The sequence below is a fragment of the Stenotrophomonas sp. JAI102 genome, assembly GCF_013409105.1.
Taxonomy (GTDB): Bacteria; Pseudomonadota; Gammaproteobacteria; order Xanthomonadales; family Xanthomonadaceae; genus Stenotrophomonas; species Stenotrophomonas maltophilia_AA.
Map to the genome: position 1 here is coordinate 596991 of NZ_JACCCI010000002.1, position 26249 is coordinate 623239.

Below are 26249 nucleotides of genomic sequence, written 5' to 3' on the forward strand. Positions count from 1 at the left end.
CAATGCCCGGAGATCCCCAGGAGCCGGCCAGCGGCCGGCACTCCCCGCAATGCCCGGAGATCCCCAAGAGCCGGCCAGCGGCCGGCACTACCGAGACCGGTCAGTCACCGCCCTTGTCGGCGTTGGCCGCGCAGGCGAAGGTCTTGCGCTTGACCTGCAGGCGGCCGTTCATGCGGTCGGTCACCGGCAGCGCGTCGCCGTTCAAGCGCCAGTCGTAGATCACGCTGAAGGCGAGGATGCGCGCGACGTACTCGCGGGTTTCCTTGTAGCTGATGGTCTCGATCCAGATGTCCGGATCGAAGCCCGGGCGCTGCGACTGCCAGCGGGCGGTCGGGGTTGGGCCGGCGTTGTAGGCGGCGATGGTGACGTAGGGCAGGCCGTCGTACTTGTTCATCAGCTGACGCAGGTAGGCCGTGCCGATCGCGATGTTGGTGTCCGCGTCGTACAGGCTGGCGGCACCCCCGTAGTTGGTCAGGCCGATCGACTTGGCCACGGCGGCACCGGTGGCCGGCAGGACCTGCATCAGGCCCATGGCATTGGCCGGCGAGCGTGCCTTCGGATTGAAGATGCTCTCGGCGCGGATTTCCGCGGCGACCCAGGCCGGGTCGATGGCGTTGCGCGCGGACTCGCGGCGGATGCTGTCGTCGTGGTGCAGCGGGAAGCGCAGAGAATACAGGCGCTGCTCGTCCGGGGTCTTGCCCAGCGAGAACACCGCACGATCGAACCAGCCGTTGTCGCGGGCGACTTCCACGGCGAGGCGACGCTGGGTGGTGTCGTAGCGGCTGAGGGCGTCGTTCCACTCGGCCACGGCCCAGCCTGCCCGTTCGATCTTGAACAGTTCCATCGCCCGCACGATCGCCGGGTCACGTGCGACCGCCGCCTGCGCCTGGGCGCTGTCGTTGGGTTCCCACGGGCACAGCGTGTAGTTCTGGCCGAGCTGGTCGGCGGCGAGGAAGCCATGGAAGGTGGCCGCACGGGCCGCCTCACGGAAGGCGGCCTGCGCTTCACTGCGCTTGCCGGTCTTGTCCAGCATGCGCGCTTCGAAATAGCGCCACCGCGAGTCGGCGCGCTGGGTGGGGCCCATCTTGCGGATCGCCGTCAGCGCTGCCGGCCAGTCGCCGCGCGACAGTGCTTCGCGTGCGCGCCATTCGTGCAGGCGCTCGTCATAGGCCGATTCGGGCACGGCGTTGAGGCGGCGGGAGGATTCGGGACCGTACGAGGCCACCGTCCACAGCGCGATCTGGTACAGCACCTGCGCGCGCTGCGCGGCGCTCAGCTGCAGCGCATCGGCGTACTGCGGCAACTGCTGTTCGGTACGGCCCGGGTCGGCCTTGGCCAGCTTGGCCAGGCCATCGGTGGCGATGCGCCGGCTGCGTTCGTTGCGCGGCCAGTTCAGTGCGCTGGCGTTGGGTTTGTCGACGAACGCGGCGTAGGTGTTGGCCAGCGCCAGATCGGCGGCCGGCAGGCCACGTGCGGCGCTGCGCATCACCGCAGGCTGCTGCTCATCGGCCGCTGCGTCGATACGTGCCCAGCGCAGTTCGGCGTTCAGGCCGCCCTTGGCATCCAGGACCGCGAACACCGGGTCGCACGCATCGGGCAGCGATTTACCGGTACTGCGCCAGATCGCCTGGGCCTCGCTGACCCACTGTGCATCGGCCTTGCCGGTGGCCTGGCGCGCCTTGAGCTGGGCGCAGCGCAGGCCGACATTGGAGGTGTCGGTCCAGTTGGCCAGCAGCGTCGGCCAGTCCTGGCGGCGGGCCACGGCCGGCAGCCACACGTTGCGGAAGCTGGTCGCCACGGCCTGGCCGCGGTAGCGCTTGAGGAAATCCTGGGCCTGCGCGTTGCTGACGGTATCGATGTTGCGACGCAGGTTGGCGAACTCCACCCAGCCATACAGCGGGTGCCGGCTCAATGCGGCCGCCTGGGCAGGGTCGAACTGGCCGCGCTCGGCGTTGTCGATGACGGCCTTGAGCTGCGCGCGCTGCGCATCCAGGTTCTGGGCATCGGCGACCGGGCTGACGCCGGTGCAGGCCAGCAGGACGGTCGCGCTGAAGAAATACAGGGGAAGTCGTGTCATGCCGAAAGCATAACGGGGGCGGGTGAAAGGCGGTGAGGGCAAGCCGACTCGAGGATGAACGAATCTCTGCCAGGCCGATCGCCGTGGAGACGCTCGAGTCGCGGCTGGAGGAACAGGCGCATGACCACGCAGGCAACCTGCCGACGCTGCGCATTGCGGCTGATCCCGACGCGCACTATGACGTGATGGCCAAGGTTCTGGCGGCGCCAACAACGCCGGGACGGATCGGATCGCGTTCGTCCAGTAGCGGCCCGTCGGCCTGCTTGCTTGACCTCGAACGCCCTTGGAAACAAGGGCGTTCTTCATTGCGTGGTTCCGTCCAGGGAAATGCAGGAAGCGACGCGCGCACGCAGTCGGCTTTGTCGATTCCGCGTGAAAGAGTGGAATACGTCACTCCTTCACATTTACAGGTTGTTTACAAAGGACACACTGCCGCCATGCAGGGGGGGCGCGGCAGTCCCGCCCACCATTCCTTTGGAGAGAGAGCGAATGAACAACCTGCATCACCGCCCGCTGGCGGTTGCCGTATCGCTGTGCCTGCTGCTGGCTGCGCCGGCCCTGGCCAGCGCGCAGGACGCGCCACGCAGTACTACCGACCTGGACCGGGTGGAAGTGACCGGCAGCCGCATCAAGCGGGCCGAGGTGGAAGGGCAGGTACCGATCCAGACCCTGACCCGCACCGAGATCGAGCGCACCGGCCTGACCTCGATCGGCGATGTACTGCAGCAGCTGACCGGCTCCGGTTCGGCGCTCAATGCGAAGTTCAATTCCTCGGGCAACTTCGGCTTCCCGCCGGATGGCAGCGGCGTGGGTGCGGGCTCGGCCCAGGTCGATCTGCGGCACCTGGGCGCGAAGCGCGTGCTGGTGCTGGTCGACGGCATCCGGTGGGTCAATGAGTCTTCCGCATCCGGCGTGGGCGCAGCGACTGATCTGAACACCATTCCGCTGGCCATCGTCGAGCGCATCGAAGTGCTCGAAGACGGTGCCTCTTCGCTGTACGGCTCCGATGCCATCGCCGGTGTGGTGAACATCATCACCCGCCGCGAATTCGACGGTGCGCAGGTGACGATGAACTACGGCGAGTACAGCAAGGGCGACGGCACCCAGAAGGGCGTGGACCTGGCGTGGGGCACCCGTGGCGACCGCTACAGCCTGTTCCTGGGCGCCAGCTGGACCAAGCAGGACCCGGTGTATGCGCGCGACCGCGAGCAGTCGCGCCTCCCCATCCCGGGCACCGGACTGGCGTTCGGCAGTGGCGGCATTCCGCAGGGACGCTTCTCCTTCGTGGATCCCAACACCGGTGCCGACCAGGACATCGTGCCCAATACCGGGGTGAGCAACCCACGTTACGACGGCAGTGCCGGCTGCACCCGCAGCGATGATTACCACTGCTTCACCTCGGCCGACCGCTTCAACTTCGCCGAGTACAACATGGTGCTCACCCCGTCCGAGCGGAAGGGCATCTTCGGCCAGTTCCGCTTCGACCTCACCGATGACATCCAGTGGTACATCAAGGCCCTGGGCAACCGCCGCGAATCCACCAACCAGGCCGCACCCGAGCCGCTGTTCTTCGGTCCCGATGGCGCCACCGGCAATCCGCTGGCGGACAACATCGTGGTCTCCGGGCTGAACCCGTACAACCCGTTCGGCTTCGATCTGGTCGCCTCGGGCAACATGAGCCTTATCGGCCGCCGCCCGGTGGAAGGTGGCGCGCGCGTGTTCGAGCAGGAGGTCAATACCCAGTACTTCGCCACCGGTCTGGTCGGCCAGTTCCAGGCGGCGGACCGCAGCTGGTTCTGGGACCTCAACGGGATGTACAGCAAGAACAAGGCCGAGCAGACCAACTACGGCAGCTACGATATCTACAAGGTCAACATGGCGCTGGGCGATCCGGCGGTGTGTGCGGCCACGCCCGGCTGCGTGCCGCTGAACATCTTCGGCGGCGCCGGCTCGATCACGCCGGACATGCTGCGCTGGATCCAGCCGGTAGTGCGCGACCGCAGCCAGAATGAGTTGAGCCTGTTCACCGCCAACCTCAGCAGCGAACTGTTCACCCTGCCGGCCGGCCCGGTCTCGTTCGCCACCGGCTACGAGTACCGCAAGTACGAGGGCCGCTACGATCCGGATCCGCTGACCGTGATCGGCCACTACAACGGCGTGCCCTCGCTGCCCACCTCGGGCTCCTACGATGTCAACGAGGCCTACCTGGAGTTGAGCGTGCCGATCTTCGCCAAGAGCGCGCTCGGCGAGAAGCTCGACCTGAGCCTGGCAGGGCGCTACTCGGACTACTCGACATTCGGTGGCGAGTTCACGCCGAAGTACGGCCTGCGCTGGCAGGTGACCAACGACTTCGTGCTGCGCACCAGCTATGCCGAAGGGTTCCGTGCGCCGTCGATCGGCGAACTGTACGGCTCGGCCGCGCGTGCCGACCTGCAGCTGTTCGATCCCTGCTCCGTCGGGCTCGGCGGCACGCCGCCCCGCGGCAACGCGGCCAACTGCGCCGCCCTTGGCGTGCCCGGCGGCTTCCAGCAGGCCAACTCGCAGATTTCGGTCACCACCGGCGGCAACGCCGAGCTGGATCCGGAGCGCTCGCGCAGCTTCAGTGCCGGCTTTGTGTGGAGCCCGTGGTTCGGCAGCAATGCGTCCTGGTCGGAGCGCTTCGATGTCGAGGTGACGTTCTACCGCCACCACATCGAAGGCGCGATCCAGGCGATCAACGCCCAGACCCAGCTCGACCTGTGCGTGGATACGCTGGACCCGCTGTACTGCGCCGGCATCACGCGGGCCTCCACCGGCGCGGTCAGCAGCTTCAACAACCGGCTGACCAACCTGGGCTCGATCAAGACCGATGGCTGGGATGTGGACCTGTTCTGGACCCTGCCGCAGACGGAGATCGGCCAGTTCAAGCTGGGCTGGCAGAACACCTTCGTCGGGCGTTACGAGGCCCTGGGGGCGGCGGGACAGAAGCAGCCGCAGGAGCCGGGCGTGGAAGTGGCCGACAGCTCGATTCCGGAGTGGACCAGCAATGCCACGCTGAGCTGGAACCTGTCCAACTGGAACGCCTCCTGGACGGTGCGCCATATCTCCAAGCTGACCGAGGAGTGCGGCGATGTGGCCGCCTTCCCGATCTGCGGCAACCAGGCCGAAGGCACCAATGAGCTGGCGGCGACCACCTTCCACGATATGCAGGTGGGCTACAAGGTCGACTGGATGAAGGGGCTGCAGCTCAGCGCCGGCCTGAACAACGTGTTCGACAAGGATCCGCCGATCTGCCTGTCATGCTCGCTCAACGGCTACGACGCCTCGACCTACGACATCCCGCGCGGACGTTACTGGTACGTGCGCGCGGACCTGCGGTTCTGATCGCGGGCTGATGCGGAGGTGACACACCGGGTCGCCATCACGGCGCCCCGGTGGCGGCCTGCTGCAGCGCCGGTCATGCCCGGCTGGGTGCAGCGCCGGACAAATGCGTTGCGCACGCCGGCCATCGCGCGTGCTTGGCATGCTGGCGCATTCTGCGTCAGGCATCATGGGGAGCCGGCCAGCGGCCGGCATTACCCCTCTCCTGAACTGCATTGCCATGAACCTGCATACCTGGTGGATCTTCGCCGTCACCGTGTTCGTCCTGTGCGGCACGCCCGGCCCGAACATGCTGCACGTGATGACCCGCAGCGTGCGGGTCGGCTTCCGCCGCAGCATCGCTGCGATGGCCGGCTGCCTGACCGCGCTGGTGCTGGCCTTGGCGATCTCCGCCGCCGGGCTGGGCGCGGTACTCAAGGCGTCGCCGATGGTGTTCGACGTGCTGCGCTATGCCGGCGTGGCGTATCTGGTCTACCTGGGCATCAAGGCCTGGCGTGGCGGTGATGCGCCGATCGACGTGGGCAGCACCACGGCGCTGGTGCCCAGTTCGCGCACCGTGCTGTTCCGCGACGGCTTCATCATCGGCATCAGCAACCCGAAGCTGCTGCTGTTCGCTTCCGCGTTCCTGCCGCAGTTCGTCGATCTCACCCAGCCGCAGCTGCCGCAGTTCGTGATCCTGGTGGGCACCTTCGCGGTGATGGAGATGTTCTGGTACGCGGTGTACGCCGCCGGCGGTCGCGGCCTGGCCGGTCATCTGGCCAAGCCGGGGCTGCGCAAGGTGTTCGACCGCGTGGTCGGCACGATCTTCATCGGGTTTGGATTGGCGCTGCTGCGCGCGCGGCCGTAGTCGGGCTGATGTGACAGCCCGGACAGCAGAGACGTCAATGGCGCGCTAGTGGGCGGCATCAACGCAGAAAACAACCTTCATTTCGAGGCATCGCTGCACTCCGGCGCATCTAGTCTTCTGATTGCCAACTCGGCAAACCTTTAGGAGGACGCAATGAAGAAGACTCTCTCTGCATCGCTGCAGGCCGCAGCGCTGGGGCAAACAGTCTACGGGTGCATGGATATCTGGAACGGCGTGGCGATGCCGTGTGCAGCCATGACCGCGATCCTGCTGATGGCCCTAGGTCTCCATCTACGCACGCGGGCCGCGTGAGTGGAGGAGGCTGCGGGACGCGCGGATGAACGATGAAAATGCAAAAGGCCGGGAAACTCCCGGCCTTTTGTTTCTCATTTCATGGCTGTTCCGAACGTCAGAACGACCAGTTGAATGTGATCGACCCGTTCCGGCCATCGCCGTAGGCGCCATAGCCGGTGATCTGCGAGAGGTACTTCTTGTCGAGCAGGTTGTTGAGGTTGGCCTGCACGCTGAACTCCGGGGAGATGCGGTAGCGCACGAAGGCACTCACCAGCGCGTAGCCTTCCTGTTCGAAGCGGCCAAGGTCTGGGATCGGATAGTAGATCCGATTCTGCCAGTTGGCGCCGCCACCGACCGTCAGTGCGGTGAGCGACTGCGGGGTGTAGCTGGTGAAAAGCTTGATCGTGGTCTGCGGCAGGTTCGTGTTGATGTCCGCGCCGTCTATGTCCTTCGCCACGTACCGTGACGCACCGAAGGTGGCGTTCCAGCCCGGAGCGAGCTCGCCGTTGAGTTCGAACTCAACGCCTCGGCTTACGGTGCCGCGCGCGGCGATGTAGGCCGTTTCGAGTTCATTGCCGTCTACCTTGTCCATCGTGGGCTGGCCCACATTGTCCTGCTCGATGCGGAACACAGCTAGCGATGCGTTAAGGCGGTTATCGAACCACGCCCCCTTGACGCCCACTTCATAGCTCTTGCCATCGACCGGATCCAGGTAGCTGCCCGACTTGGTGCGCAGCGTCTGCGGCTGGAAGATCTCAGTGTAGCTGGCGTAGGTGGAGTATGTGCCGTTGAGGTCGTAGACCAGACCCGCATACGGGGTGGTGACCTTGTGCGAACGGTCGGCGCCTTCGCCTTCGCTCTTCCAGTCGGTGTAACGGGCACCAAGGATCAGCTTCAACGGATCGGCCAGCGAGAGGCGGGTCGCCGCGTAGCCGGCCTTCTGGGTGATGGTGCCCTGGCTGGCCAGGCTCAGCGGATTCCAGTTCGGTTCCGGGAAGTTGCCGGTCCAGTTGAGATAGTTGTCGATCGGGCCCCACGCGGAGCCGGCGCCGCCGATCTGGAAGTCACCGTAGTTGGCGTACTCGCGCTTGTTGTAGCTCAGGCCAGCCATGAACTGGTGCTCGCGGCCGAACAGCTGGAACGGACCTTCCACGAAGCCGTCCACGCTGTCGACTTTGCGCTCGGTGTTGTACAAACCGGCCATCGGCGTGATGCCGCTGCCGGTCACTTTGTCGAACGCGGTGTACGAAGGGTAGAACAGCTTGTCGTTGGCGTTGGTCTTGTCGTGGGTCGCGCCGACCTTGATCTTCCAGTCATTGGCGAAGGCGTGTTCCAGCGTGGCGAACAGGCGCTTGCTGGTGGTGTCCCAGTAGGTCCAGCCCGGGTTGGCGCTGAAGGACTCGTCGTACGGCGTGGGCGTGCCGTCGGAGTACCACATCGGGAAGCCACCCCAGGTCGCGCCGTTGGCCCGCTTCTGCTGGTAGTCGTAGCCCACGCTCAGCTGGGTGTCCGGGGTCAGGTCGGCGTCGATGACCGCATAGCCCAGCGTCTTGTGCTGGTCGTAGCGGTCCATCTGCGATTCGGTGTCCAGGTAGCTGCCGATCACGCGCGCGCGCACCGAGCCGCTGGCATTCAGCGGGGTGGTCACGTCCACCGTGCTGCGGGTGCGGCCCCAGCTGCCGACGTTGACCGACACATTGCCGGTCAGCTCGGCGCTGTCGGCATGCTTGCGGATCAGGTTCACCGAGGCGGACGGGTTGCCGGCGCCGGACAGCAGGCCGGTGGCGCCACGCACCACTTCCACGCGGTCGTACAGGGCCAGGTCCAGGCCGGAATCGCCGTAGCTCCAGTTCTGCACCATCTGCGTCGGCAGGCCGTCGAACTGGTAGCTGTCGATGTAGAAGCCGCGCGCGTAGAACTCGGTGCGCTCGGTATCGGACTGGGTGCTGCTGACGCCGGTGGTGTTGGCCAGCACGTCGATGATGTCATCGAGGTTCTGGTCCTCGATGCGCTGGTGGCTGATGATGCTGACCGACTGCGGGATCTCGCGCGGGGCCAGATCGAAGCGGGTGCCGGCCGAGGTCCTGCGGACCGAATAGCCCTCGGCGCGCTCGCCCTTGACCACGATCCCGTCCAGGGTGGTGGCATCGGCGGCAGCGTCCTGCGCGAACGCAGGCGCAATGGCGAGGGTGCACAGGGCCACCATCAAGGCCTGCGGCAGCGGGCGGCGGTGCATCGACGGGCGGGACAGCACGTGGGCGGAGCGGGTCATCGGCGTTTCCAGAAAGTCGGCAACGCGCATGGCCGGCGTCCTGGGTGGCCTGCGGCGGAGCGGAGTGGGGGCAGGCAGCGGCTGGCGGGGGGCGTGGACCCGACGCGGGCTCGATAACTGTTCGCAGGCGCGCATCCCTTACGCGACCCGGATCACACTATGGTAATAGCAATGATTCGCATCATCAACCGCATCGGGCCTCGGCACCGCAGCGCAGGGCCGGCGACTCCAAGCGCACTCGTATTCATACTTCCCGCTGCCGAGCCTCCGCGGCGCAGGCGCGCCTCGTGGGTCGCCGGAGCTACCCGCGCGCTGGGTTAACAGCTGCGCCGCTACCCTGGGCCTGCGCTGGGTGCACAACCTGAGCCTCCGCGATCCGGCGGCCCCGCGCATGCCAGGCCGCCTTCCTACGCTGCAGGAGATGCCCATGGTCAGCAAGAACACGATCTGCCTCTGGTTCGACGGCACCGCTCTGGAGGCCGCCACGTTCTACGCCGCCACCTTCCCGGACAGTGCGGTGCACGCAGTGCATCACGCACCGGGCGACTTCCCCTCCGGCAAGCAGGGGGACGTACTCACCGTCGATTTCACCGTCGCCGGCATTCCCTGCCTCGGGCTCAACGGCGGACCGGCGTTCAAGCACAGCGAAGCCTTCTCCTTCCAGATCGCGACCGATGACCAGGCCGAGACCGACCGGCTCTGGAACGCGATCGTCGGCAACGGCGGCGAGGAAAGCGCCTGCGGCTGGTGCCGCGACAAGTGGGGCCTGTCCTGGCAGATCACTCCGCGGGTACTGTCCGATGCGGTGACCAGCAAGGACCCCGCCGTGGCCCGGCGCGCGTTCGAGGCGATGATGACGATGCGCAGGATCGACGTGGCGGCCATCGAGGCGGCAGTGAAGGGCTGAGGCGGCCTGCGCGGCGAGCGGCAGCGGACAGCAAGAACGATCAAATGACACGCCGCGCGCTGGGTTACGCTGCGGACCCGTTCATCGGCATGGATCTGGCGGCATGGGTGCGGCACGCAGGGCCCTGTGGTACATCGAAAGCCACTTCGCTGAAAACCCGTCGCTGGCCGATATCGCCGGCGTGGTCGGGCTGTCCCCGTTCCATCTCTCACGCCTGTTCCAGCTCGGCACCGGCACCTCGGTGGTGCGCTATCTGCGTGGGCGCCGACTGACCGAGGCCGCACGCCAGCTGGCGGCCGGCGCCGGTGACATCCTCGGTGTCGCGATGGCCGCCGGGTACGGCTCGCATGCGGCATTCACCCGCGCGTTCTCCGAGCAGTTCGGGCGCTCGCCCGAGCAGGTCCGCGAGCAGGGGCTGCGGGGTCTGACGCTGGTGGAGGCCTTGAAGCTGGACGACGCCGCCACCCCCTGCATGATCGAGCCGCATCGCGCGTACCGCGGTGCCCTGCGCGTCGCCGGTATCGGTGCACGCCATACGTCCGCGACCGTCGCATCGATTCCCTCGCAGTGGCAGCGCCTGGAACAAGCGCATGGCCTGGGCGCGGAGATCGCCTATGGGGTGTGCGGCAACAATGATGCCGATGGCGGCTTCGACTACATCGCCGGGGTGGAGATCGGTGCCGCCGCGCCCGTGCCCGCAGGCTGGCAGGCGATCTCGATCGCGCCCCGCGAGTACCTCATCGCCTGGCACGCCGGGCACATCTCGGCGATCCGTTCCACCTGGTTCTGGTTGTTGAACGACTATCTGCCGGGCTCCGGCCTGACCCTCGCCGATGCACCGGACCTGGAGCGCTATGACGCGCGCTTCGATGACCGCAGCGGCCACGGCGGGGTGGAGATCTGGCTGCCCCTGGCCGACACGCTGCCCCCCAAGGAGATCGACCCATGCGAATGACCGCCCGTTGCTGCGCCGCGCTGTTGTGGCTCTGCCTGCCCATGTTGGCCGTGGCCGCCGCGCCGCCGGTCGGAGAGCGCCACGGCATCACGCATACGCCGAGTGCGGCCGTGCGCGATGCCGACCACCGCGACAGCGTGCGCTATACCGTGTGGTACCCGGCCCGGTCCGGTGCGCAGGAAACCGCGCTGACGATCGGCCCGCCGGGTGAGCCGCTGTTCGAGGTGGGCACGGCCGCCGCCGATGCCGCCATGGCAAAAGGACGCTGGCCGGTCCTGCTGCTCTCGCACGGCAATGGCGGCAGCGCACGGATGATGGGCTGGTTTGGCACCGCGATGGCGCGCGCAGGGTATGTGGTGATCGCGGTGGATCATCCCGGCAACAACGGCGTGGACCCGATGACCGAAGCGGGCAGCATCCTGATGTGGAACCGCGTGGATGATCTTGCTGCCGCACTGGCCGCCGTGCAGGCCGACCCTGCGCTGGCGACGGACATCGACAGCACGCGGCTGGGCATCGCGGGCTATTCGGCCGGCGGCTTCACCGCTCTGGTCGCCGCAGGTGCACGCCCGGACGTGCAGCGGCTGCTGGCGTTCTGCCGCGCACATCCCGCCGACGGGGTCTGCGCGCCCCAGGCGGAGAACCCGACGCTGACGCTGGCGCGCCGGTTGACCGCCGCAGCGACGCCGGAACTGGCGCCGTGGGTTGCCCGGGCCGGGGACGATCACGCCATCGCAGGCGTGGGCGCCGTGTTCCTCATCGCGCCGGCGATGGTGCAGGCCTTCGCGCCTGAAGAACTGGAGAAGGTAACGCAGCCGGTGTCGATCGTCGTCGGTGCGGCCGATGCGGTGGCGTCGCCTGCGACCAACAGCGACATCGCGGCCGCGGCACTCCCGAAGGCGACGCTGACCACCTTGCCAGCCGTCGGGCACTACGACTTTCTGTCCAGCTGTACCGCCTTGGGCCAGACACGCGTCGGCGCGCTCTGCCAGGTCGCGGCCGACAGGCAGGCCACGCACGCGGCCGCGATCACGGAAGCGACGGCCTTGTTCGACGCGGCGTTGTCGGCGACGCGCTGACGCGGGGGCGTGCCCCGTCCAGGCAGCCCTCAGGATCAGCGGGAGAGCAGCGTCGGCCGGCGATCCGCCATATCCTGTGCCGATGTCGACCTCCCGCCTCTCCTCCTTCTTCCCCGCCCTGGCCGTGCTCGGCTCGGTCACCTCGCTGGCCGTGGGCACCTCGTATGCCAAGCAGCTGTTCCCGTTGATCGGCGCGCAGGGCACCAGCGCACTGCGCGTGGGGTTCTCGGCGCTTGTGTTGCTGATGGTGTTCCGGCCGTGGCGCTGGACCACCTCGCGTGCCGATGCCGGGGCGATCATCCGCTACGGCATCACGCTCGGGGTGATGAACCTGCTGTTCTACATGGCCCTGCGCACGATCCCGTTCGGCATCGCGGTGGCGATCGAATTCTGCGGGCCGTTGGCGGTGGCGATGTGGTCCTCGCGGCGGCCGGTCGACTTTGTGTGGGTCGGCTGTGCGCTGGTCGGGCTGTTGCTGCTGCTGCCGTTGGGCCATGGCGAGCCGCTGGATCCGGCCGGGGTGATGTTCGCCCTCGGCGCGGCCGTGTGCTGGGCGATGTACATCATCTTCGGCAAGCGCGCCGGACATCTGCCGGCCGGGCATACCGTGTCGCTGGGTCTGTGCGCGGCGGCATTGGTGGTGGTGCCGGTGGGCGTGGCGCACGCGGGCATGGCGCTGCTGGATCCGAAGATCCTGTTGTTCGGCCTCGGCGTGGCGATCGTGTCCAGCGCGATCCCGATGTCACTGGAGATGATGGCCCTCAAGCGGTTGCCGAAAGAGACCTTCGGCATCCTGATCAGCATGGAGCCGGCGGTCGCGGCGCTGCTGGCGATGGGGTTGCTGGCCGAACACCTGACCCCGCTGCAGTGGGCGGCGATCGGCTGCACGGTGGTGGCCTCGGTCGGCAGTACGGTGACCGCGAAACGGGCTGTGGTGCCGTTGCCGGGTGCGCCGGCGTAATCGCGCGCGTTGGTATCGGTAGTGCCGGCCGCTGGCCGGCTCCGCAGTACCGGTGGATCATGAGGAGCCGGCCAGCGGCCGGCACTACCGGGATGCGCGATGCCGGCCAGCGGCCGGCACTACCGGGATGCGCGATGCCGGCCAGCGGCCGGCAGTACCCGGATTCGCGCGCCGACCAACGGTCGGCACCTACCCGTGGCTCGCTGCGCCCTCAGCGCCGTGCCGGGGCGTCCCCGGCCACGTAGTACGCCGCGGTGCTGCGCGGCAGCGGCGCACGCCCGCGGATCCGGTCGGCGATCTTCTCGGCGATCATGATCGTGGTGGCGTTGAGGTTGCCGGTGATGATCCGCGGCATGATCGAGGCATCGACCACGCGCAGACTTTCCATGCCATGCACGCGGCCCTGGCCGTCGACCACGCTCATCGCATCGGTGCCCATCGCGCACGAGCACGACGGGTGATACGCCGTCTCGGCATGCGCGCGCACGAACGCATCCAGTTCCGCATCGGTCTGGCACTCGGCACTCGGGCTGATCTCGCGCCCGCGGTACGCGTCCAGCGCGGGCTGGGCGATGATCTCGCGGGTGATGCGGATCGCATCGCGGAATTCCTGCCAGTCCTGGTCGGTGGACTGGTAATTGAACAGGATGGAAGGATGCTCGCGCGGGTCCAGCGACTTCGCGTGCACGCGGCCGCGGCTCGGCGTGCGCATCGAGCCGACGTGTGCCTGGAAACCGTGTTCCTTGACCGCGTTGGTGCCGTTGTAATTGATCGCCACCGGCAGGAAGTGATACTGGATGTTCGGCCAGTCGAACTCCTCGCGGGTACGGATGAAACCACCGGCTTCGAACTGGTTGCTGGCACCGATGCCGGTCCCGTTGAACAGCCACTCCGCGCCGATCGCCGGCTGGTTCCACCACTGCAGCGCCGGGTACAGCGATACCGGCTTCTTGCAGGCGTACTGCATGTACACCTCCAGGTGATCCTGCAGGTTCTCGCCGACGCCGGGCAGGTCGTGCACCAGCGGGACGCCGAGTGCGGCCAGCAGCGCCGGCGCGCCCACGCCGGAGCGCTGCAGGATCTGCGGCGAGGCGATCGCACCGGCGCACAGCAGCACTTCGCGGCGCGCGGTGGCATCGATCGGCTCGGCGCTGTTGCCGGCCAGGTAGCGCACGCCCACGGCGCGCTTGCCGGCGAACAGGATGCGGTCGGTGGTGGCATGCACCACGATCTCCAGCCCCTCGCGGTCCTTGGCCATGTCCAGGTAACCGCGCGCGGTGCTGGAGCGTCGCCCGCGCGGGGTCACGGTACGGTCCATCGGGCCGAAGCCTTCCTGTTGGTAGCCGTTGAGGTCGTCGGTGCGCGGGTAGCCCGCCTGCACGCCGGCCTCGACCATCGCGTGGAACAGCACGTTGTTGCCGTTCTTCGGCGTGGCCACGCTGACCGGGCCGTCGCCACCGTGGTAATCGTTGGCACCGATGTCGCGGGTTTCCGCCTTGCGGAAGTAGGGCAGCACGTCGTGGTAGCTCCAGTCTTCCAGGCCGTCGAAGCTGGCCCACTGGTCGAAGTCCATCGCGTTGCCGCGGATGTAGCACATGCCGTTGATCAGCGAAGACCCCCCCAGGCCCTTGCCGCGGCCGCACTCCATGCGCCGGTTGTCCATGTACGGTTCCGGTTCGGTCTCATACGCCCAGTTGTAGCGGCGGCCCTGCAGCGGATAGGCCAGCGCGGCCGGCATCTGGGTGCGGAAGTCCAGCCGGTAGTCCGGGCCGCCGGCTTCCAGCAGCAGTACGCTGACGCCGGCGTCTTCGGTGAGTCGCGCGGCCAGCGTGTTGCCGGCCGAACCGGCGCCGATGATGATGTAGTCGTATTCGCGCTTCATCGCGGTGTCTCCTGGGTAAGGCCGGTTCAGAACACCGACGCGTAGCGGTCCAGCTCGATCTGGATGGATTTGGTGCGGGTGTAGGCGCGCAGCGTGGCCAGCCCGTTTTCGCGGCCGACGCCGGACTGCTTGTAGCCACCCACCGGCATCTGTGCCGGCGACTCGCCCCAGCTGTTGACCCAGCAGATGCCGGCCTCGAGCTGGTGGATCACCCGATGCGCGCGGGCCAGATCCGGCGTCACCACACCGGCGGCCAGGCCGTAATCGGTGTCGTTGGCGCGGCGCACCGCCTCGTCTTCGTCGTCATAGGCCAGCAGGCTCATCACCGGCCCGAAGATTTCCTCGCGCACGATGCGCATGTCATCGCGGCAATCGCTGAAGATGGTCGGTGCCACATAGCAGCCCTTGCCCAGCGCACCCTCGGTCAGCCGTTCGCCACCGCAGACCAGGCGCGCGCCGTCGGCCTTGCCGCTGGCGATGTGCTCGAGCACGCGCTGCATGTGCGCGGCGCTGACCAGTGGGCCGAAGTTGGTGTCCTTGGCCAGCGGATCGCCGATGCGGATGCGCTTGACCCGCTCAAGCAGTTTGGCTTCGAACGCTGCCAGCCTGCCGCGCGGCACGAACACGCGGGTGCCGTTGGTGCAGACCTGGCCGGAGCTGTAGAAGTTGGCCATCATCGCCACGTCGGCGGCCAGGTCCAGATCGGCGTCGTCGCAGATGATCAGCGGCGACTTGCCACCCAGCTCCATGGTGACGTCCTTGAGCGTGGAGCTGGAGGCGCTGGCCATCACCTTGCGGCCGGTGGCGGTGCCGCCGGTGAAGGAGATCTTCTCGATCAGCGGGTGCTCGGTCAGCGCCGAGCCGACGCCGGCGCCATCGCCGGGCAGCACGTTGAACACGCCATCAGGCAGGCCCGCCTCGGTGAAGATTTCCGCCAGCTTCAGCGCGGTCAGCGGGGTGACCTCGCTGGGCTTGAAGATCATCGCGTTGCCGGCGGCCAGCGCCGGGGCAGCCTTCCACAGCGCGATCTGGATCGGGTAGTTCCACGCGCCGATCGCGCCGACCACGCCCAGCGGTTCCTGCCGGGTGTAGAAGAAGCTGTTCTCGCGCAGCGGCACCTGGCTGCCTTCCAGCCCATGCATGACACCGGCGTAGTACTCCAGCACGTCCGCGCCGGTGACTACGTCGACGCTCAGCGTTTCACTCAACGCCTTGCCGGTGTTGCGCGACTCCAGTTCGGCCAGCGCGTCGTTGCGCTCGCGCAGCAGTTCGACCGCGCGCAGCAGGATGCGCGAGCGCTCCACCGTGGTCAGCGCGGCCCACACTTTCTGGCCGGCCTGGGCGCTCTCCACCGCAGCGTCGAGATCGTCGCTGTTGGCGCTGTGGACGTTGGCGAGCAGCTCGCCGTTGGCCGGGTTGATGACCTCGAAGGTCTTTCCGCCCTGGGAAGGAACGTAGCGGCCGCCGATGTACAGCAGCTGGTCGGGGAGGGTAGGCATGTCGATGACTCCTTTGCAGCGGGAGATCAGTGCGTCAACGCGTGAGATGCAGGAACTGCAGGTGACGCTCGTACTGATCGATGATGTCGTTGATGATCTGCTGGCGGCTGTAGCCGAACAGCTCGTAGTCCTGTCCACCTTCATAGAGGTGCACTTCGGCGCGGTAGTAACGCTGGTTGCGGAAGCGCTGCGCGGCGAACGAAGGCGTGAGGTAGCCGCGCATGATCACCTGGTAGGTGAAGACCTGTTGTTCGCCATGGTCCACCAGCAGCTCCATGTGACCCGGCTCGAACTTCGTCTGCACGTCCAGTCCCTGTTCGAGCAGCTGCGCGGCGACGGCTTCGATCGCCGGCTTCACATCGGTGTCCATGAACCGGTACACCTCGTCGCGTACCGGGAAATGCACCGCCTGGGTGATGCGCTGGCGCCAGCCGCGCTGATGCCGCGATTGCCCGATCAACGGGATCGGCGAGTACTGCGAGGCCTTCTTGCGCTGCGACTCTTCGCCCAGCGCACGGGTCAGCCCCCACAGCATCAGCAGCAGCACCACCGAGAACGGCAACGAGGCGAGCACCACGGCGGATTTGAGCGCGTCCATGCTGCCGGCCAGCAGCAGCCCGGCGGTGACCAGGCCGGTCATCACGCCCCAGAACACGCGCAGCCAGCGCGGGCCGTCGTCTTCCGGGTTGCCGCCCTGCGAGGACAGCGTGGACAGCACCACCGTGCCCGAGTCGGCCGAGGTGACGAAGAAGATGAAGCTGACGATCACCGTGACCGCGATGACGGTGCGGCTCCACGGGTAGCTTTCCAGCAGCGCGTACAGCACGGTCGGCGGGTTCTCCACCGCCATCTGCGCCAGGTGGACCTGGTCGTGGTGCAGGATCTGGTCCAGCGCGCTGTTGCCGAAGATCGACAGCCACGCCAGGGTGAAACCCAGCGGAATCAGCAGCACGCCGAGCACGAACTCGCGGATGGTGCGGCCGCGTGAGATGCGCGCGATGAACAGGCCCACGAACGGCGCCCAGCCGATCCACCAGGCCCAGTAGAACACCGTCCAGTTGCCCAGCCAGTCCGGGCGCCCGCCGTAGGCGTACACATCGAAACTCTTGCCGACCACGTTGCCCAGGTAGTCGCCCATGTTCTGCATGAAGGCATTGAGCAGGTACTGGGTGGGCCCGGCGAACAGCATGAACAGCAGCAGCGAGATCGCCAGCAGCATGTTGATGTTGGACATCCAGCGCACGCCCTTCTCGACGCCGGAGACGGCCACGGTGATCGCCGCACCCATCATCAGCACGATCAGCCCGACCTGCACCCAGGCCGCGTGCGGCACCGGGAACAGGGTGTTCAGGCCGGCGTTGAGATGCAGCACGCCAAAGCCCATGTCCGCGCCGAGGCCGAACACGGTGGCCACGATGCCCAGCGCATCCACGGTGTAGCCGATCGGCCCGTTGATGCGTTTGCCGATCAGCGGATACAGCGCCGAGCGCAGCGCCAGCGGCAGGTTGTGGCGGTACGCGAAGTAGGCCAGCGCCATCGCCGCCAGCGCGAACACGCCCCAGCCATGCAGGCCCCAGTGCAGGAACAGCAGCTGCATCGCCTGGCGCGCGCTGGCCTCGCCGCTGCCGGTGCCGCCCTGCGGCGGCAGCAGGTAGTGGGTCAGCGGCTCGGAGACGCAGAAGAAGAACAGCGTGATGCTGATGCCCGCGGCGAACAGCATGCCGGCCCAGGACAGATAGCTGAACTCCGGTTCGTCATGGTCCGCGCCCAGCTTGACGTTGCCATAGCCGGACAGCGCCACGCCGACCACGAACACCAGGTACACGGTCATCGCCAGCAGGTAATACCAGCCGACATTGCGCGAGGCCCAGGTCTGGGCATCGAGCAGCATCACGCCGGCATCGATCGGAAACACGGTGACCAGAATGGCGAATGCCGCCACGATCGTGGCGGCAAGCAGGAACACGGGTCGAAGCGTGCGCACCTCGGACAGGGGCGGCTCCACGGTACTCATGGGGTGGGGGATACTCCCGGTGCCGGAGCGGCAGACGGCGGGATGTATCGCACAGGCGCTGTGGACAGCCTGTTTACGCCGCCACGAGGCCCGCCGCGCAAGGGCGGCGGGTGCACAGGGGTCAGCGCAGCGCGCTGCTCGGCACGTCGATCGACATCGCCAGGGCGAGGTGATCGGAGAACGCGGCCGGCACCGCTTCGGCACTGCGTTGCTGCAGGCCGTTGCTGAGCAGGATGTGGTCGATCGCCCGGTCCGGGCGCCAGCTGGGGAAGGTCGGCACCACGCAGCCCGGCGGCTGCAGCGTCGTCTTCTGGTACAGCACCTGCATTTCCGGACGTTCGGCCAGGCAGTTGAAATCGCCCATCAGCACCGCGTTGGGATGGTCGGAGAGCAGATCGGCGATGAAGGCCAACTGCGACATGCGCGAATTGGTCCCCAGCGACAGATGTGCCACCGCGACGGCCAGGCCCTGGCTGCCTTCACCGAACTTGGCCAGCAGCACGCCGCGCCCGCCGATCCGGCCGGGCAGGGCGTGGTCCTGGACCTCGACCGGCTCGAGCTTGCTGAGCAGGCCGTTGGCGCTGGAGGCCACCCCGCCCATGCGGCGGTTGGGCTGGTGGCTCCAGTAATTGAAGCCGGCGCGCTCGGCCAGATAGTGGGTCTGGTTGGTGAAGCCCGAGCGCAGGCTGCCGGGGTCGGCCTCCTGCAGGCCGACGATGTCGTGCTCACGGGCCATCTGCGCGATGGCATCCAGGCTGGTCCGCTTGCGCCCGGCCGGCAGTGCATGCGACCAGCTGCGGGTCACATAGTCACTGTAGCGGCGGGTGCTCGAACCGGCCTGGATGTTGGCCGTCAGCAGGCGCAGGGTCCGCGTGTGGGGGGAATTCACGACGGTTCGCTGGCGCTGGATCAGTTGGCCTTGCCGGCGCGTTCGCGCGCGATCAGGTGATCGGCGATGCGCAGCATGTCCGGGAAGCCCTTGCCCTTGACCAGGTACTTGCCGTTGACGATCACCGACGGGGTGCCGGAGATCTTGCTGCGCTGGGCGAACTGCTTGGCCGAGTTGGTCTTTGCGTTGACGGCGAAGCTGCCCATCATCGCGGCGAACTGCTTCGGGTCGGCGCCGTGCTTGCCGTAGAAGTTGGCGATGTCTTCGACCGAATCACGGCCGCGCTCGCCCTTCAGGCTCTGCTCGGCGTGGATCGCGGCGTACATGGCTTCGTGGGTCTTTTCCTGCAGGCCCATCGCCTGCGCGGCGTAGAACGCACGGCCGTAGTCATCCCAGGTGCCGCCGAACATGGCCGGCACGTAGACGAAGTTGACGTCGCTCGGCAGGCCGGCCTTCCACGGCCCGATCAGCGGCTGGAACGCGGCGCAGGCCGGGCACACGTAACCGAAGATCTCGGCGACTTCGATCTTGCCGGTGGCCGGCTGGAACGGCTGGCCGTTTTCGATCACCACATAGTCGGTGCCGGCAACCGGCTCCGGGCCGGTCGGGCGCGAAGAGGCCGGGGCCGGCGCCGGGGTGGTGGCTTCGGCAGCGGCGGTCTCGGCGGCGGCGGTTTCACCGCTGGCGGCCGGGGCCTGCCCGGTCGGGGTGGCCGTTTCGGTGGCCGGGGTGCTGCTCGGCGCGGCCGGTTCGGCCGGGGCGGTGGTGTTGGCGGTACCGTCCTGGGCCTTGCAGGCGGCCAGGATCGGCAGCAGGGCCATGAGCGTAATGGCGAAACGGGTCTTCATCGAAGCATCTCCAGCGGATGAGCATGGTGGGGCCGATGCTGGGAGCACCGGCCAGGGAAGCATGATGACACGCGGAAACGAGCGTCCCGCGTGCACGGTGCGTGATGGTTCAGCGAGCGCTGTCAGAGCGCCTTGCCGCTGCGCGCACGGGCGATCAGGGCATCTGCGTTGCGCAGCATGGACTCGAACGAGTCGCCCTTGACCAGGTACACGCCATTGATGATCAGCGTCGGCGTGCCCGGCACCTTGGTGCGCAGGGCGAAGGCACGGGCCGCCTTGACCTTGGCGTCCACCGCATCGCTCTTGAGCGCGGCGATGTACTGCGGCGGCGCCACGCCGAAGCCCTGGTAGAAGGCAGCCAGTTCATCCGGCGAGACGTTCTGCATCGGCAGCGAGCCCTTCTCATGCAGGGCATCGAACATGGCGCGGTGGCTGCGCTTGGCGACGCCCAGCTGGTCCGCCGCGTAGTAGGCGCGGGCAAACGAATCCCATACGCCCCCGAAAGCGGCCGGCACCGGGGTGAAGCGGACGTCCTTGGGCAGCTTGGCGGCCCAGGCTTCCAGCTGCGGCTCGAAGTGCGCGCAGTGCGGGCAGGTGTAGCCGAACATCTCCACGACTTCGACCTTGCCGGCCAGCGGCGCGAACGGACCGGCATCGGCGATGCGTTCGTAATCCTTGCCCTCCACCAGTGGCGTCGGGGTGGCGGCGAGGGTGCTCAACGGGCTCAGGGCCAGCAGCAACAACATCAGGCGGGGCATCAACGTCATCTACATCCATCTCCATACAGAAAAAACGACGCCGGCCCAGTCGCCGGCGTGGCAGTGAACATACCCCGCCAGCCACGGCGGTCGCATCTGTCATCCGACCAAGGGGATGCGCTGCGGTGCGGGCGGTGGTTACGGTGCCTGCGTGCCCCCGGCAACGGTGGCCGCAGCGGCGACATCATCGGCCCGGTTGTGCAGGCCCTGCAGATAGCTGGCCAGCGCCTGGATCTCCTGCTCGGTCAGCGACTTGGCGATCGTGGCCATGATCTGGAAGTGGGCCTTGTCGGTTTCCTGGGTGGTCCCGGCCTGGTACTCCTGCAGCCGACGGGCAACGTAGGCCGAGTGCTGGCCGCTGATGTGCGGGTAGGCCGGGCCGGGATTGCCGGCGCCGGTCGGGCCGTGACAGGCCATGCAGGCCGGGATGCCGCGCTCGGCATCGCCGCCGCGGTACAGCTGCTGGCCGATCTCGAAGAACTTCTTGCCGGCGTACGGGCCTTCGGTCACGGCGCCATCGTCGGCGATGCCGGCGGTGGCCTTCTGCGTGGCGAAGTAGGCGCCGATGTCGCGCATGTCCTGCGGGGTGAGGTCCTGCACGAACGGCACCATCGCCGCCGAGGCCCCGGAGGTGCGCTGGCCATTGGCGATCAGGGCCATCTGCTGGGCGCTGTAGCGCTCGCTCTGGCCGGCGATGCTCGGGTACATCTCCACGGTGGAGTTGCCATCGGCCGAATGGCAGGCCGCGCAGGCCGCGGCCTTGGTCTGCCCGGCCTTGGGGTCGCCCCAGGTGGTTTTGCTGAAATCGACCTCCAGCGAGGCGGTCTTGATCGGCCCGTTGTCCGGCAACGGGGTGATCGAGGTCTGGGCAACGGCAACGGCGGCGAGCAGCGAGACAGCAAGTGCGGAAACGGCAAGAACGCGAGCATGGCGCATGCGGAAGCTCCGTGTGGACCGGCCTGGCGGTTGCGGGACCGCAACCACGGGGATCGCCCGATTATCAACGCCGTTTCACGCCACGGTCAACGCAGGGTGCAGCAAAAGCGAGCGCGGGCAGCGCGGATCGGGCCCGGACATGCGATCCTATACCCATGTCATTGCTCCTCGAACGCGCCCAATACCTGCTTTCGGCCCACAACACCCGGCAATTGCCGGATGACGTGGGCGCGGAAGTCGCCTTTGCCGGTCGCTCAAACGCCGGCAAGTCCAGTGCCCTCAACGCCCTGACCCGCCAGAACAGCCTGGCCCGGGTCTCCAAGACCCCCGGCCGCACCCAGCAGCTGGTGTTCTTCGAGGTCACCCCGGAGGCCAAGCTGGTCGATCTGCCCGGGTACGGCTACGCCAAGGTCCCGCTGGACCTGCAGGCGCACTGGCAGGCCTTCATCGACCAGTACTTCCGTACCCGTGAGGCCCTGCGTGGCCTGGTGGTGGTGATGGACATCCGTCACCCGCTGAGGGACTACGACCGCCAGATGCTCGCCTATGCGGTGCAGCGCGGCCTGCCGGCGCACGCGCTGCTGACCAAGGCCGACAAGCTCGGCCGTGGCCAGCAGGGCATCGCCCTGCAGAAGGTGCGCAAGGAACTGCAGTCCTCCTTCGGCGATACCGTCAGCGTGCAGACCTTCTCCGGTCCCGCCCGCCAGGGCGTGGATGAGGCCCGCGGGATCATCGGCGGCTGGCTGGGCCTGAACAAGCCGGCGCCGGAAGCCACCTGACCCCGGGCGTTGCTGCGGTCCAATGGGCCGCACCGCGCCGGTAGTGCCGGCCGCTGGCCGGCTGCTCTTTCCATCAGATGTATCGGGAGCCGGCCAGCGGCCGGCACTACCGGACTGCGCCTGCCGCCCGTTGTACGACGCGGTCGTGTCCCCTCAGTCCGCCGGCAACGGCGCGAATTCGCCCGGCACCCACGCAAACGCCTCACCTTCGCGACGCACGTGCCCCAGCCCCGGGAACGGCAGGTGCGCGCCCGCCACCCACCAGCCCTGATCCGCCGCCTGCGCCATCATCCGGCGCCGGCTGGCGATCGCGGCCACGCGGTCGCTGTCCGCTTCAAACGACGCCTGCGGCTGCGCGAACTGCACCGCGTGGAAATGCACGAGGTCGCCCCAGACCAGCAGTTGCTGGCCGGCGCCGCCATCGATGCGATAGGACACGTGGCCGACCGTATGCCCATGGCTGTCCACTGCGGTGATGCCGGCCGGCAAGCGGTCGCCAGGCGCAAAACGCTTCAGTCTGCCGCTCGCCGCATACGGCGCCACTGCCTTGCGCGCCAACGCGAAGGCAAAGCGCACGCCCTGCGGCGCGGTCGCTTCGCTGGCCGGGTCGAGCCAATACGCGGCATCGGCGGCCGAGAGCCACACCGTGGCATTCGGGTAGGCGAGCCTGTCCTGCGCATCGAGCAGGCCACACAGGTGGTCGGGATGGGCGTGGGTCAGGACGACATCATCCACCTCGGCCGGGTCGTAGCCGGCCTTGCGCAGGTTGCCCAGCACCTGGCCCAGCCCGGGCCCGAAGCATCGCGCGGTGCCGGCATCGACCAGGGTCAGGTGATCCCCCTGCTGCACCAGGTAGGCGTTGACGGCGGTCTGCAGGCCCTTGCCATCTTCGGGCACGTAGCGGTGATCGAGCAGCCGGGTGACCGCGCTGGGCGCGATCCCGACCAGCGCCTGCCGGCCCAGGGCGACGGTGCCATCGAACAACGCCGTGACCTGCAGTGTGCCGATCTGCTGGTGATACACGCCAGGCACCTGCTCGCGCGGGGCGTGCGGGGTGGTGGCCAGTGCGGGGCCGGCGACAGCGGCCAGCAGCAGGGCGGTGGCGAGCGTGCGGACGCGGGGGAAGGACATGGCGGATTCCGTACAGGGCGGCAGCGCCGCGGTGTCCCCATGCTGCGCGTCCTGCGGACTGCGTTCCGCTCAGAATGCCGCGCGATCCGCTCGCGCTCAGCTGTTGCCGATCGCCGCCGGCTCCAACCCGTAGCGCTCGACGAAGCGCTTGCTGAAGCTGCCCAGCGAGCGGTAGCCGACGCGCGCGGCCACCGTCTTCAACGGCAGGCGGGTGGTGTAGAGCAGGCCCATGGCATGTGCCAGCCGTGCATCGGTGATCAGTTCGCGCACGCTGGACTGCTCGCTGGCCAGCCGCCGGCGCAGCGTCGCACCGCTGAGGCCGAGCTGCGCTTCGAAATCGCGCGACTACCAGTCGCGCTCGGGCTGGGCGGCGATCAGATCGCGGATGCGCTCACCCAGGCTGGGCTCGGGGGGAACCAGCAGGCTGCCGTGCCCGCGCCGGCAGAACGCCACGGCAAGCGACGCCAGGGCCAGCCGTGCTTCGGTGTACTGGCCGTGTTCCAGCGCCTGCCGCCACTGCAGCAGGGTCGCGCCATGCTCGGCGAGCGGCAGCCTGGCCAGCGCATCGCCGGCCTCGGGCAATGGCTCGTTCCACAGTGCCCGCGCGGCCGTCAGCGCTTCGGCGCACATCGGCACGATCGCACTGAGGTACAGGCCGCTGTGCGGATCGGGAATATTGACCACATCGATGCGGCAACGGCGGCTGATCAGGAACAGATCGCCCGGCGCGAATTCCAGGGACTGCTGCGCGGTGCGCACCTGTTTGCGTCCCTGCAGCAGGATCGCGAACTGCGGCTGTGGAATCTCCACCGACGAGGCACCGTGCTCGCGGCGCGCGGTGATGCAGGCGTAGCCGTCCGCGCGCTGGCAGTCCACCAGGCTGGCCAGGGTCGCCAGCAGGGAGGTGGTGGTATCGATCGGCACGGACATCGCTCAGCCTGCCACGTTGAACAGTTGGCCGACCAAGGCGGCCGCCGCCATCGACACCGCGCCGGCCACGGTCCCGGCGATGCCGGTGGCCAGAATCGCCGCCGCCGAGGCGCCACTGGCGGCGATGCCGACCACCCGGCCGGCCACCGAGTCGATGCCGTCATTGGCGCCGAGCACGCCGGCACGCAGCCAGCCGACACGGTCGGAGCGGTGGACGTCCGGATGTCGGAATCTGCTCATGGGCTCAGTTTAGGGCCAGGGCAGCGTCAAGCCCATGCCAGTAGGATGCTGAAAACCGTCACGGTGACGCGACGGCAGGGGACGCCACGATATAGTGCGCCCTTGCGATGCAGGGGCGCGAACCCCACATCCCCGCCCTGACCAGAATTCTGCGAGCCTCCCCTTGTCGAGCCCCAGCCACGTCGCCGAGACGCCGATCACCGACCGTAATGAACTGGTCGCCACGTTGGCCTCCGGCGAAAAGCCCCAGGCGCAGTGGCGCATCGGCACCGAGCACGAGAAGTTCGGCTTCCGCCTGGATGACCTGCGCCCGCCCACCTTCGACGGCGACCGCGGCATCGAAGCGCTGCTCAACGGCCTGACCCGCTTCGGCTGGGCTCCGGTGCAGGAAGACGGACGCACCATCGCGCTGCTGCGCGACAACGCCTCGGTGACCCTGGAGCCGGCCGGCCAGCTGGAGTTGTCCGGCGCGGCGGTGGAAACCATCCACCAGACCTGCGTGGAAACCGGCACCCACCTCAACGAGGTGGCGCAGGTCGCCGGCGAGCTGCAGCTGGGCTTCCTCGGCATGGGCTTCCAGCCGAAGTGGACGCGCGATGAGATGCCGTGGATGCCCAAGGGCCGCTACAAGATCATGCGCGAGTACATGCCCAAGGTCGGCACGCTCGGCCTGGACATGATGACCCGCACCTGCACGGTGCAGGTCAACCTGGACTACGCCACTGAAGCGGACATGGTGAAGAAGTTCCGCGTGTCGCTGGCGCTGCAGCCGATCGCTACCGCGCTGTTCGCCGATTCGCCGTTCACCGAGGGTAAGCCGAACGGCTACCAGAGCTACCGCTCGCACATCTGGACCGACACCGACAACGACCGCACCGGCATGCTCGACTTCGTCTTCGAAGACGGCTTCGGTTACGAGCGTTACGTCGACTACCTGCTCGACGTGCCGATGTACTTCTCTTACCGCGACGGCAAGTACCACGATGCCAGCGGCCAGAGCTTCCGCGATTTCATGGTCGGCAAGCTGCCGGTGCTGCCGGGCCAGCTGCCTACGCTGCGCGACTGGTCCGATCACATGACCACCGCCTTCCCCGAGGTGCGGTTGAAGAAGTACCTGGAAATGCGCGGTGCCGACGCCGGTCCGTGGAGCCGCCTGTGCGCGCTGCCCGCGTTCTGGGTAGGCCTGCTGTATGACGATGCCGCGCTGGATGCCGCCTGGGACCTGGTCCGCGATTTCAGCCTGGTCGAGCGCAATGTCCTGCGCGATGGCGTGCCGAAGCATGGGTTGAAGCTGCCCTTCCGCAACGGCACCGTGCTCGATCTGTCGCGCGAGGCACTCAAGATCGCCGTGGCCGGCCTCAAGCGCCGCGCCGCACGCAACGCCGATGGCCAGGATGAAAGCAAGTTCCTGGAGGTGCTGCAGGAGATCGTCGATTCCGGGCTGACCCCGGCCGATCGCAAGCTGGCGCTGTTCCATGGCGAATGGAACGGCAACATCGATCCGGTGTTCAAGGACTTCGCGTACTGATCCGCGTGCGTTGTTGTATGCTTTTGGACATGGTCCATGCCCGTGCCCGTTCGATTATCCGCT

At 67.7% G+C, this 26249-nt stretch carries 19 protein-coding genes and 2 pseudogenes; 9 read left to right on the forward strand and 12 right to left on the reverse strand.

The genetic code is table 11. The features are described 5' to 3' along the window. Nucleotides 1-100 precede the first annotated feature (100 nt). Nucleotides 101-2077: a transglycosylase SLT domain-containing protein gene (locus HDC96_RS11315; RefSeq protein WP_257018696.1), complete on the reverse strand. Its 1977-nt coding sequence runs from the start codon at nt 2075-2077 to the stop codon at nt 101-103. Nucleotides 2078-2566: 489 nt separating this feature from the next. Between HDC96_RS11315 and HDC96_RS11320 the strand changes: the two genes are divergently transcribed. The 3 genes from HDC96_RS11320 to HDC96_RS11330 all read left to right on the forward strand — a co-directional run bounded on the left by HDC96_RS11320 (nt 2567) and on the right by HDC96_RS11330 (nt 6596). Next, nucleotides 2567-5440: a TonB-dependent receptor gene (locus HDC96_RS11320; protein ID WP_179460061.1), complete on the forward strand. Its 2874-nt coding sequence runs from the start codon at nt 2567-2569 to the stop codon at nt 5438-5440. 217 nt (nt 5441-5657) lie between these two features. Further along, entirely contained in the window at nt 5658-6284 is a 627-nt protein-coding gene (locus HDC96_RS11325) for a LysE family translocator (protein WP_179460062.1), read from the forward strand. A 153-nt stretch (nt 6285-6437) separates the two neighbouring features. Then, nucleotides 6438-6596 carry a hypothetical protein gene (locus tag HDC96_RS11330; RefSeq protein WP_176988200.1) on the forward strand — a complete coding sequence of 53 codons (159 nt, stop codon included), beginning with the start codon at nt 6438-6440 and terminating at the stop codon, nt 6594-6596. Between the two features lie 97 nt (nt 6597-6693). On the opposite strand, the gene fhuE is transcribed toward HDC96_RS11330, so the two are convergent. Continuing rightward, nucleotides 6694-8850, reverse strand: coding sequence for a ferric-rhodotorulic acid/ferric-coprogen receptor FhuE (gene fhuE / locus HDC96_RS11335; protein ID WP_179460063.1), 2157 nt, complete (start codon nt 8848-8850; stop codon nt 6694-6696). Between the two features lie 427 nt (nt 8851-9277). Between fhuE and HDC96_RS11340 the strand changes: the two genes are divergently transcribed. The 4 genes from HDC96_RS11340 (at nt 9278) to HDC96_RS11355 (ending at nt 12752) form a co-directional block, all read left to right on the forward strand. Next, a complete protein-coding gene (locus HDC96_RS11340) occupies nt 9278-9757 on the forward strand; it encodes a VOC family protein (RefSeq protein WP_179460064.1) in 480 nt (159 codons plus the stop codon). 103 nt (nt 9758-9860) lie between these two features. After that, nucleotides 9861-10712 (forward strand): AraC family transcriptional regulator, encoded by an 852-nt coding sequence (locus HDC96_RS11345; RefSeq protein ID WP_179460065.1) that lies wholly within the window; start codon nt 9861-9863, stop codon nt 10710-10712. Between the two features lie 41 nt (nt 10713-10753). Next, nucleotides 10754-11791, forward strand: coding sequence for an alpha/beta hydrolase (locus HDC96_RS11350; RefSeq protein ID WP_257018739.1), 1038 nt, complete (start codon nt 10754-10756; stop codon nt 11789-11791). 82 nt (nt 11792-11873) lie between these two features. After that, nucleotides 11874-12752, forward strand: coding sequence for an EamA family transporter (locus HDC96_RS11355; RefSeq protein ID WP_179460066.1), 879 nt, complete (start codon nt 11874-11876; stop codon nt 12750-12752). 211 nt (nt 12753-12963) lie between these two features. Here HDC96_RS11355 and betA read toward each other — a convergent pair whose 3' ends face one another. The 7 genes from betA to HDC96_RS11390 all read right to left on the reverse strand — a co-directional run bounded on the left by betA (nt 12964) and on the right by HDC96_RS11390 (nt 21578). Then, nucleotides 12964-14634 (reverse strand): choline dehydrogenase, encoded by a 1671-nt coding sequence (gene betA / locus HDC96_RS11360; RefSeq protein WP_179460067.1) that lies wholly within the window; start codon nt 14632-14634, stop codon nt 12964-12966. Between the two features lie 26 nt (nt 14635-14660). Continuing rightward, the gene (gene betB, locus HDC96_RS11365; protein ID WP_179460068.1) at nt 14661-16133 is read right to left on the reverse strand and encodes a betaine-aldehyde dehydrogenase; all 1473 of its coding nucleotides are present in this window, start codon (nt 16131-16133) and stop codon (nt 14661-14663) included. A gap of 34 nt (nt 16134-16167) precedes the next feature. After that, a complete protein-coding gene (betT, locus tag HDC96_RS11370; protein ID WP_179460069.1) occupies nt 16168-18147 on the reverse strand; it encodes a choline BCCT transporter BetT in 1980 nt (659 codons plus the stop codon). Nucleotides 18148-18268: 121 nt separating this feature from the next. Beyond that, nucleotides 18269-19006, reverse strand: a complete 738-nt coding sequence (locus tag HDC96_RS11375) for an endonuclease/exonuclease/phosphatase family protein (RefSeq protein WP_179460400.1) — start codon at nt 19004-19006, stop codon at nt 18269-18271. Between the two features lie 50 nt (nt 19007-19056). After that, entirely contained in the window at nt 19057-19884 is an 828-nt protein-coding gene (locus HDC96_RS11380; RefSeq protein ID WP_179460070.1) for a thiol:disulfide interchange protein DsbA/DsbL, read from the reverse strand. A gap of 122 nt (nt 19885-20006) precedes the next feature. After that, the gene (locus HDC96_RS11385; RefSeq protein WP_179460071.1) at nt 20007-20651 is read right to left on the reverse strand and encodes a thiol:disulfide interchange protein DsbA/DsbL; all 645 of its coding nucleotides are present in this window, start codon (nt 20649-20651) and stop codon (nt 20007-20009) included. 129 nt (nt 20652-20780) lie between these two features. After that, nucleotides 20781-21578, reverse strand: a complete 798-nt coding sequence (locus HDC96_RS11390) for a c-type cytochrome (protein WP_176988211.1) — start codon at nt 21576-21578, stop codon at nt 20781-20783. 155 nt (nt 21579-21733) lie between these two features. On the opposite strand from HDC96_RS11390, the gene yihA reads away from it, so the two are divergent. Next, nucleotides 21734-22357 (forward strand): ribosome biogenesis GTP-binding protein YihA/YsxC, encoded by a 624-nt coding sequence (gene yihA / locus HDC96_RS11395; protein WP_179460072.1) that lies wholly within the window; start codon nt 21734-21736, stop codon nt 22355-22357. 153 nt (nt 22358-22510) lie between these two features. Here yihA and HDC96_RS11400 read toward each other — a convergent pair whose 3' ends face one another. From HDC96_RS11400 to HDC96_RS11410, 3 genes and pseudogenes are all read right to left on the reverse strand, one after another. After that, the gene (locus HDC96_RS11400; protein ID WP_179460073.1) at nt 22511-23488 is read right to left on the reverse strand and encodes an MBL fold metallo-hydrolase; all 978 of its coding nucleotides are present in this window, start codon (nt 23486-23488) and stop codon (nt 22511-22513) included. A gap of 96 nt (nt 23489-23584) precedes the next feature. After that, nucleotides 23585-24418, reverse strand: a pseudogene (locus tag HDC96_RS11405) (helix-turn-helix domain-containing protein). A 42-nt stretch (nt 24419-24460) separates the two neighbouring features. After that, nucleotides 24461-24658 (reverse strand): annotated as a pseudogene (locus tag HDC96_RS11410) (VIT1/CCC1 transporter family protein); the annotation flags it as partial. A 163-nt stretch (nt 24659-24821) separates the two neighbouring features. Between HDC96_RS11410 and HDC96_RS11415 the strand changes: the two are divergent. Then, a complete protein-coding gene (locus tag HDC96_RS11415) occupies nt 24822-26186 on the forward strand; it encodes a glutamate--cysteine ligase (protein ID WP_179460074.1) in 1365 nt (454 codons plus the stop codon). The last annotated feature ends 63 nt before the right edge of the window (nt 26187-26249 follow it).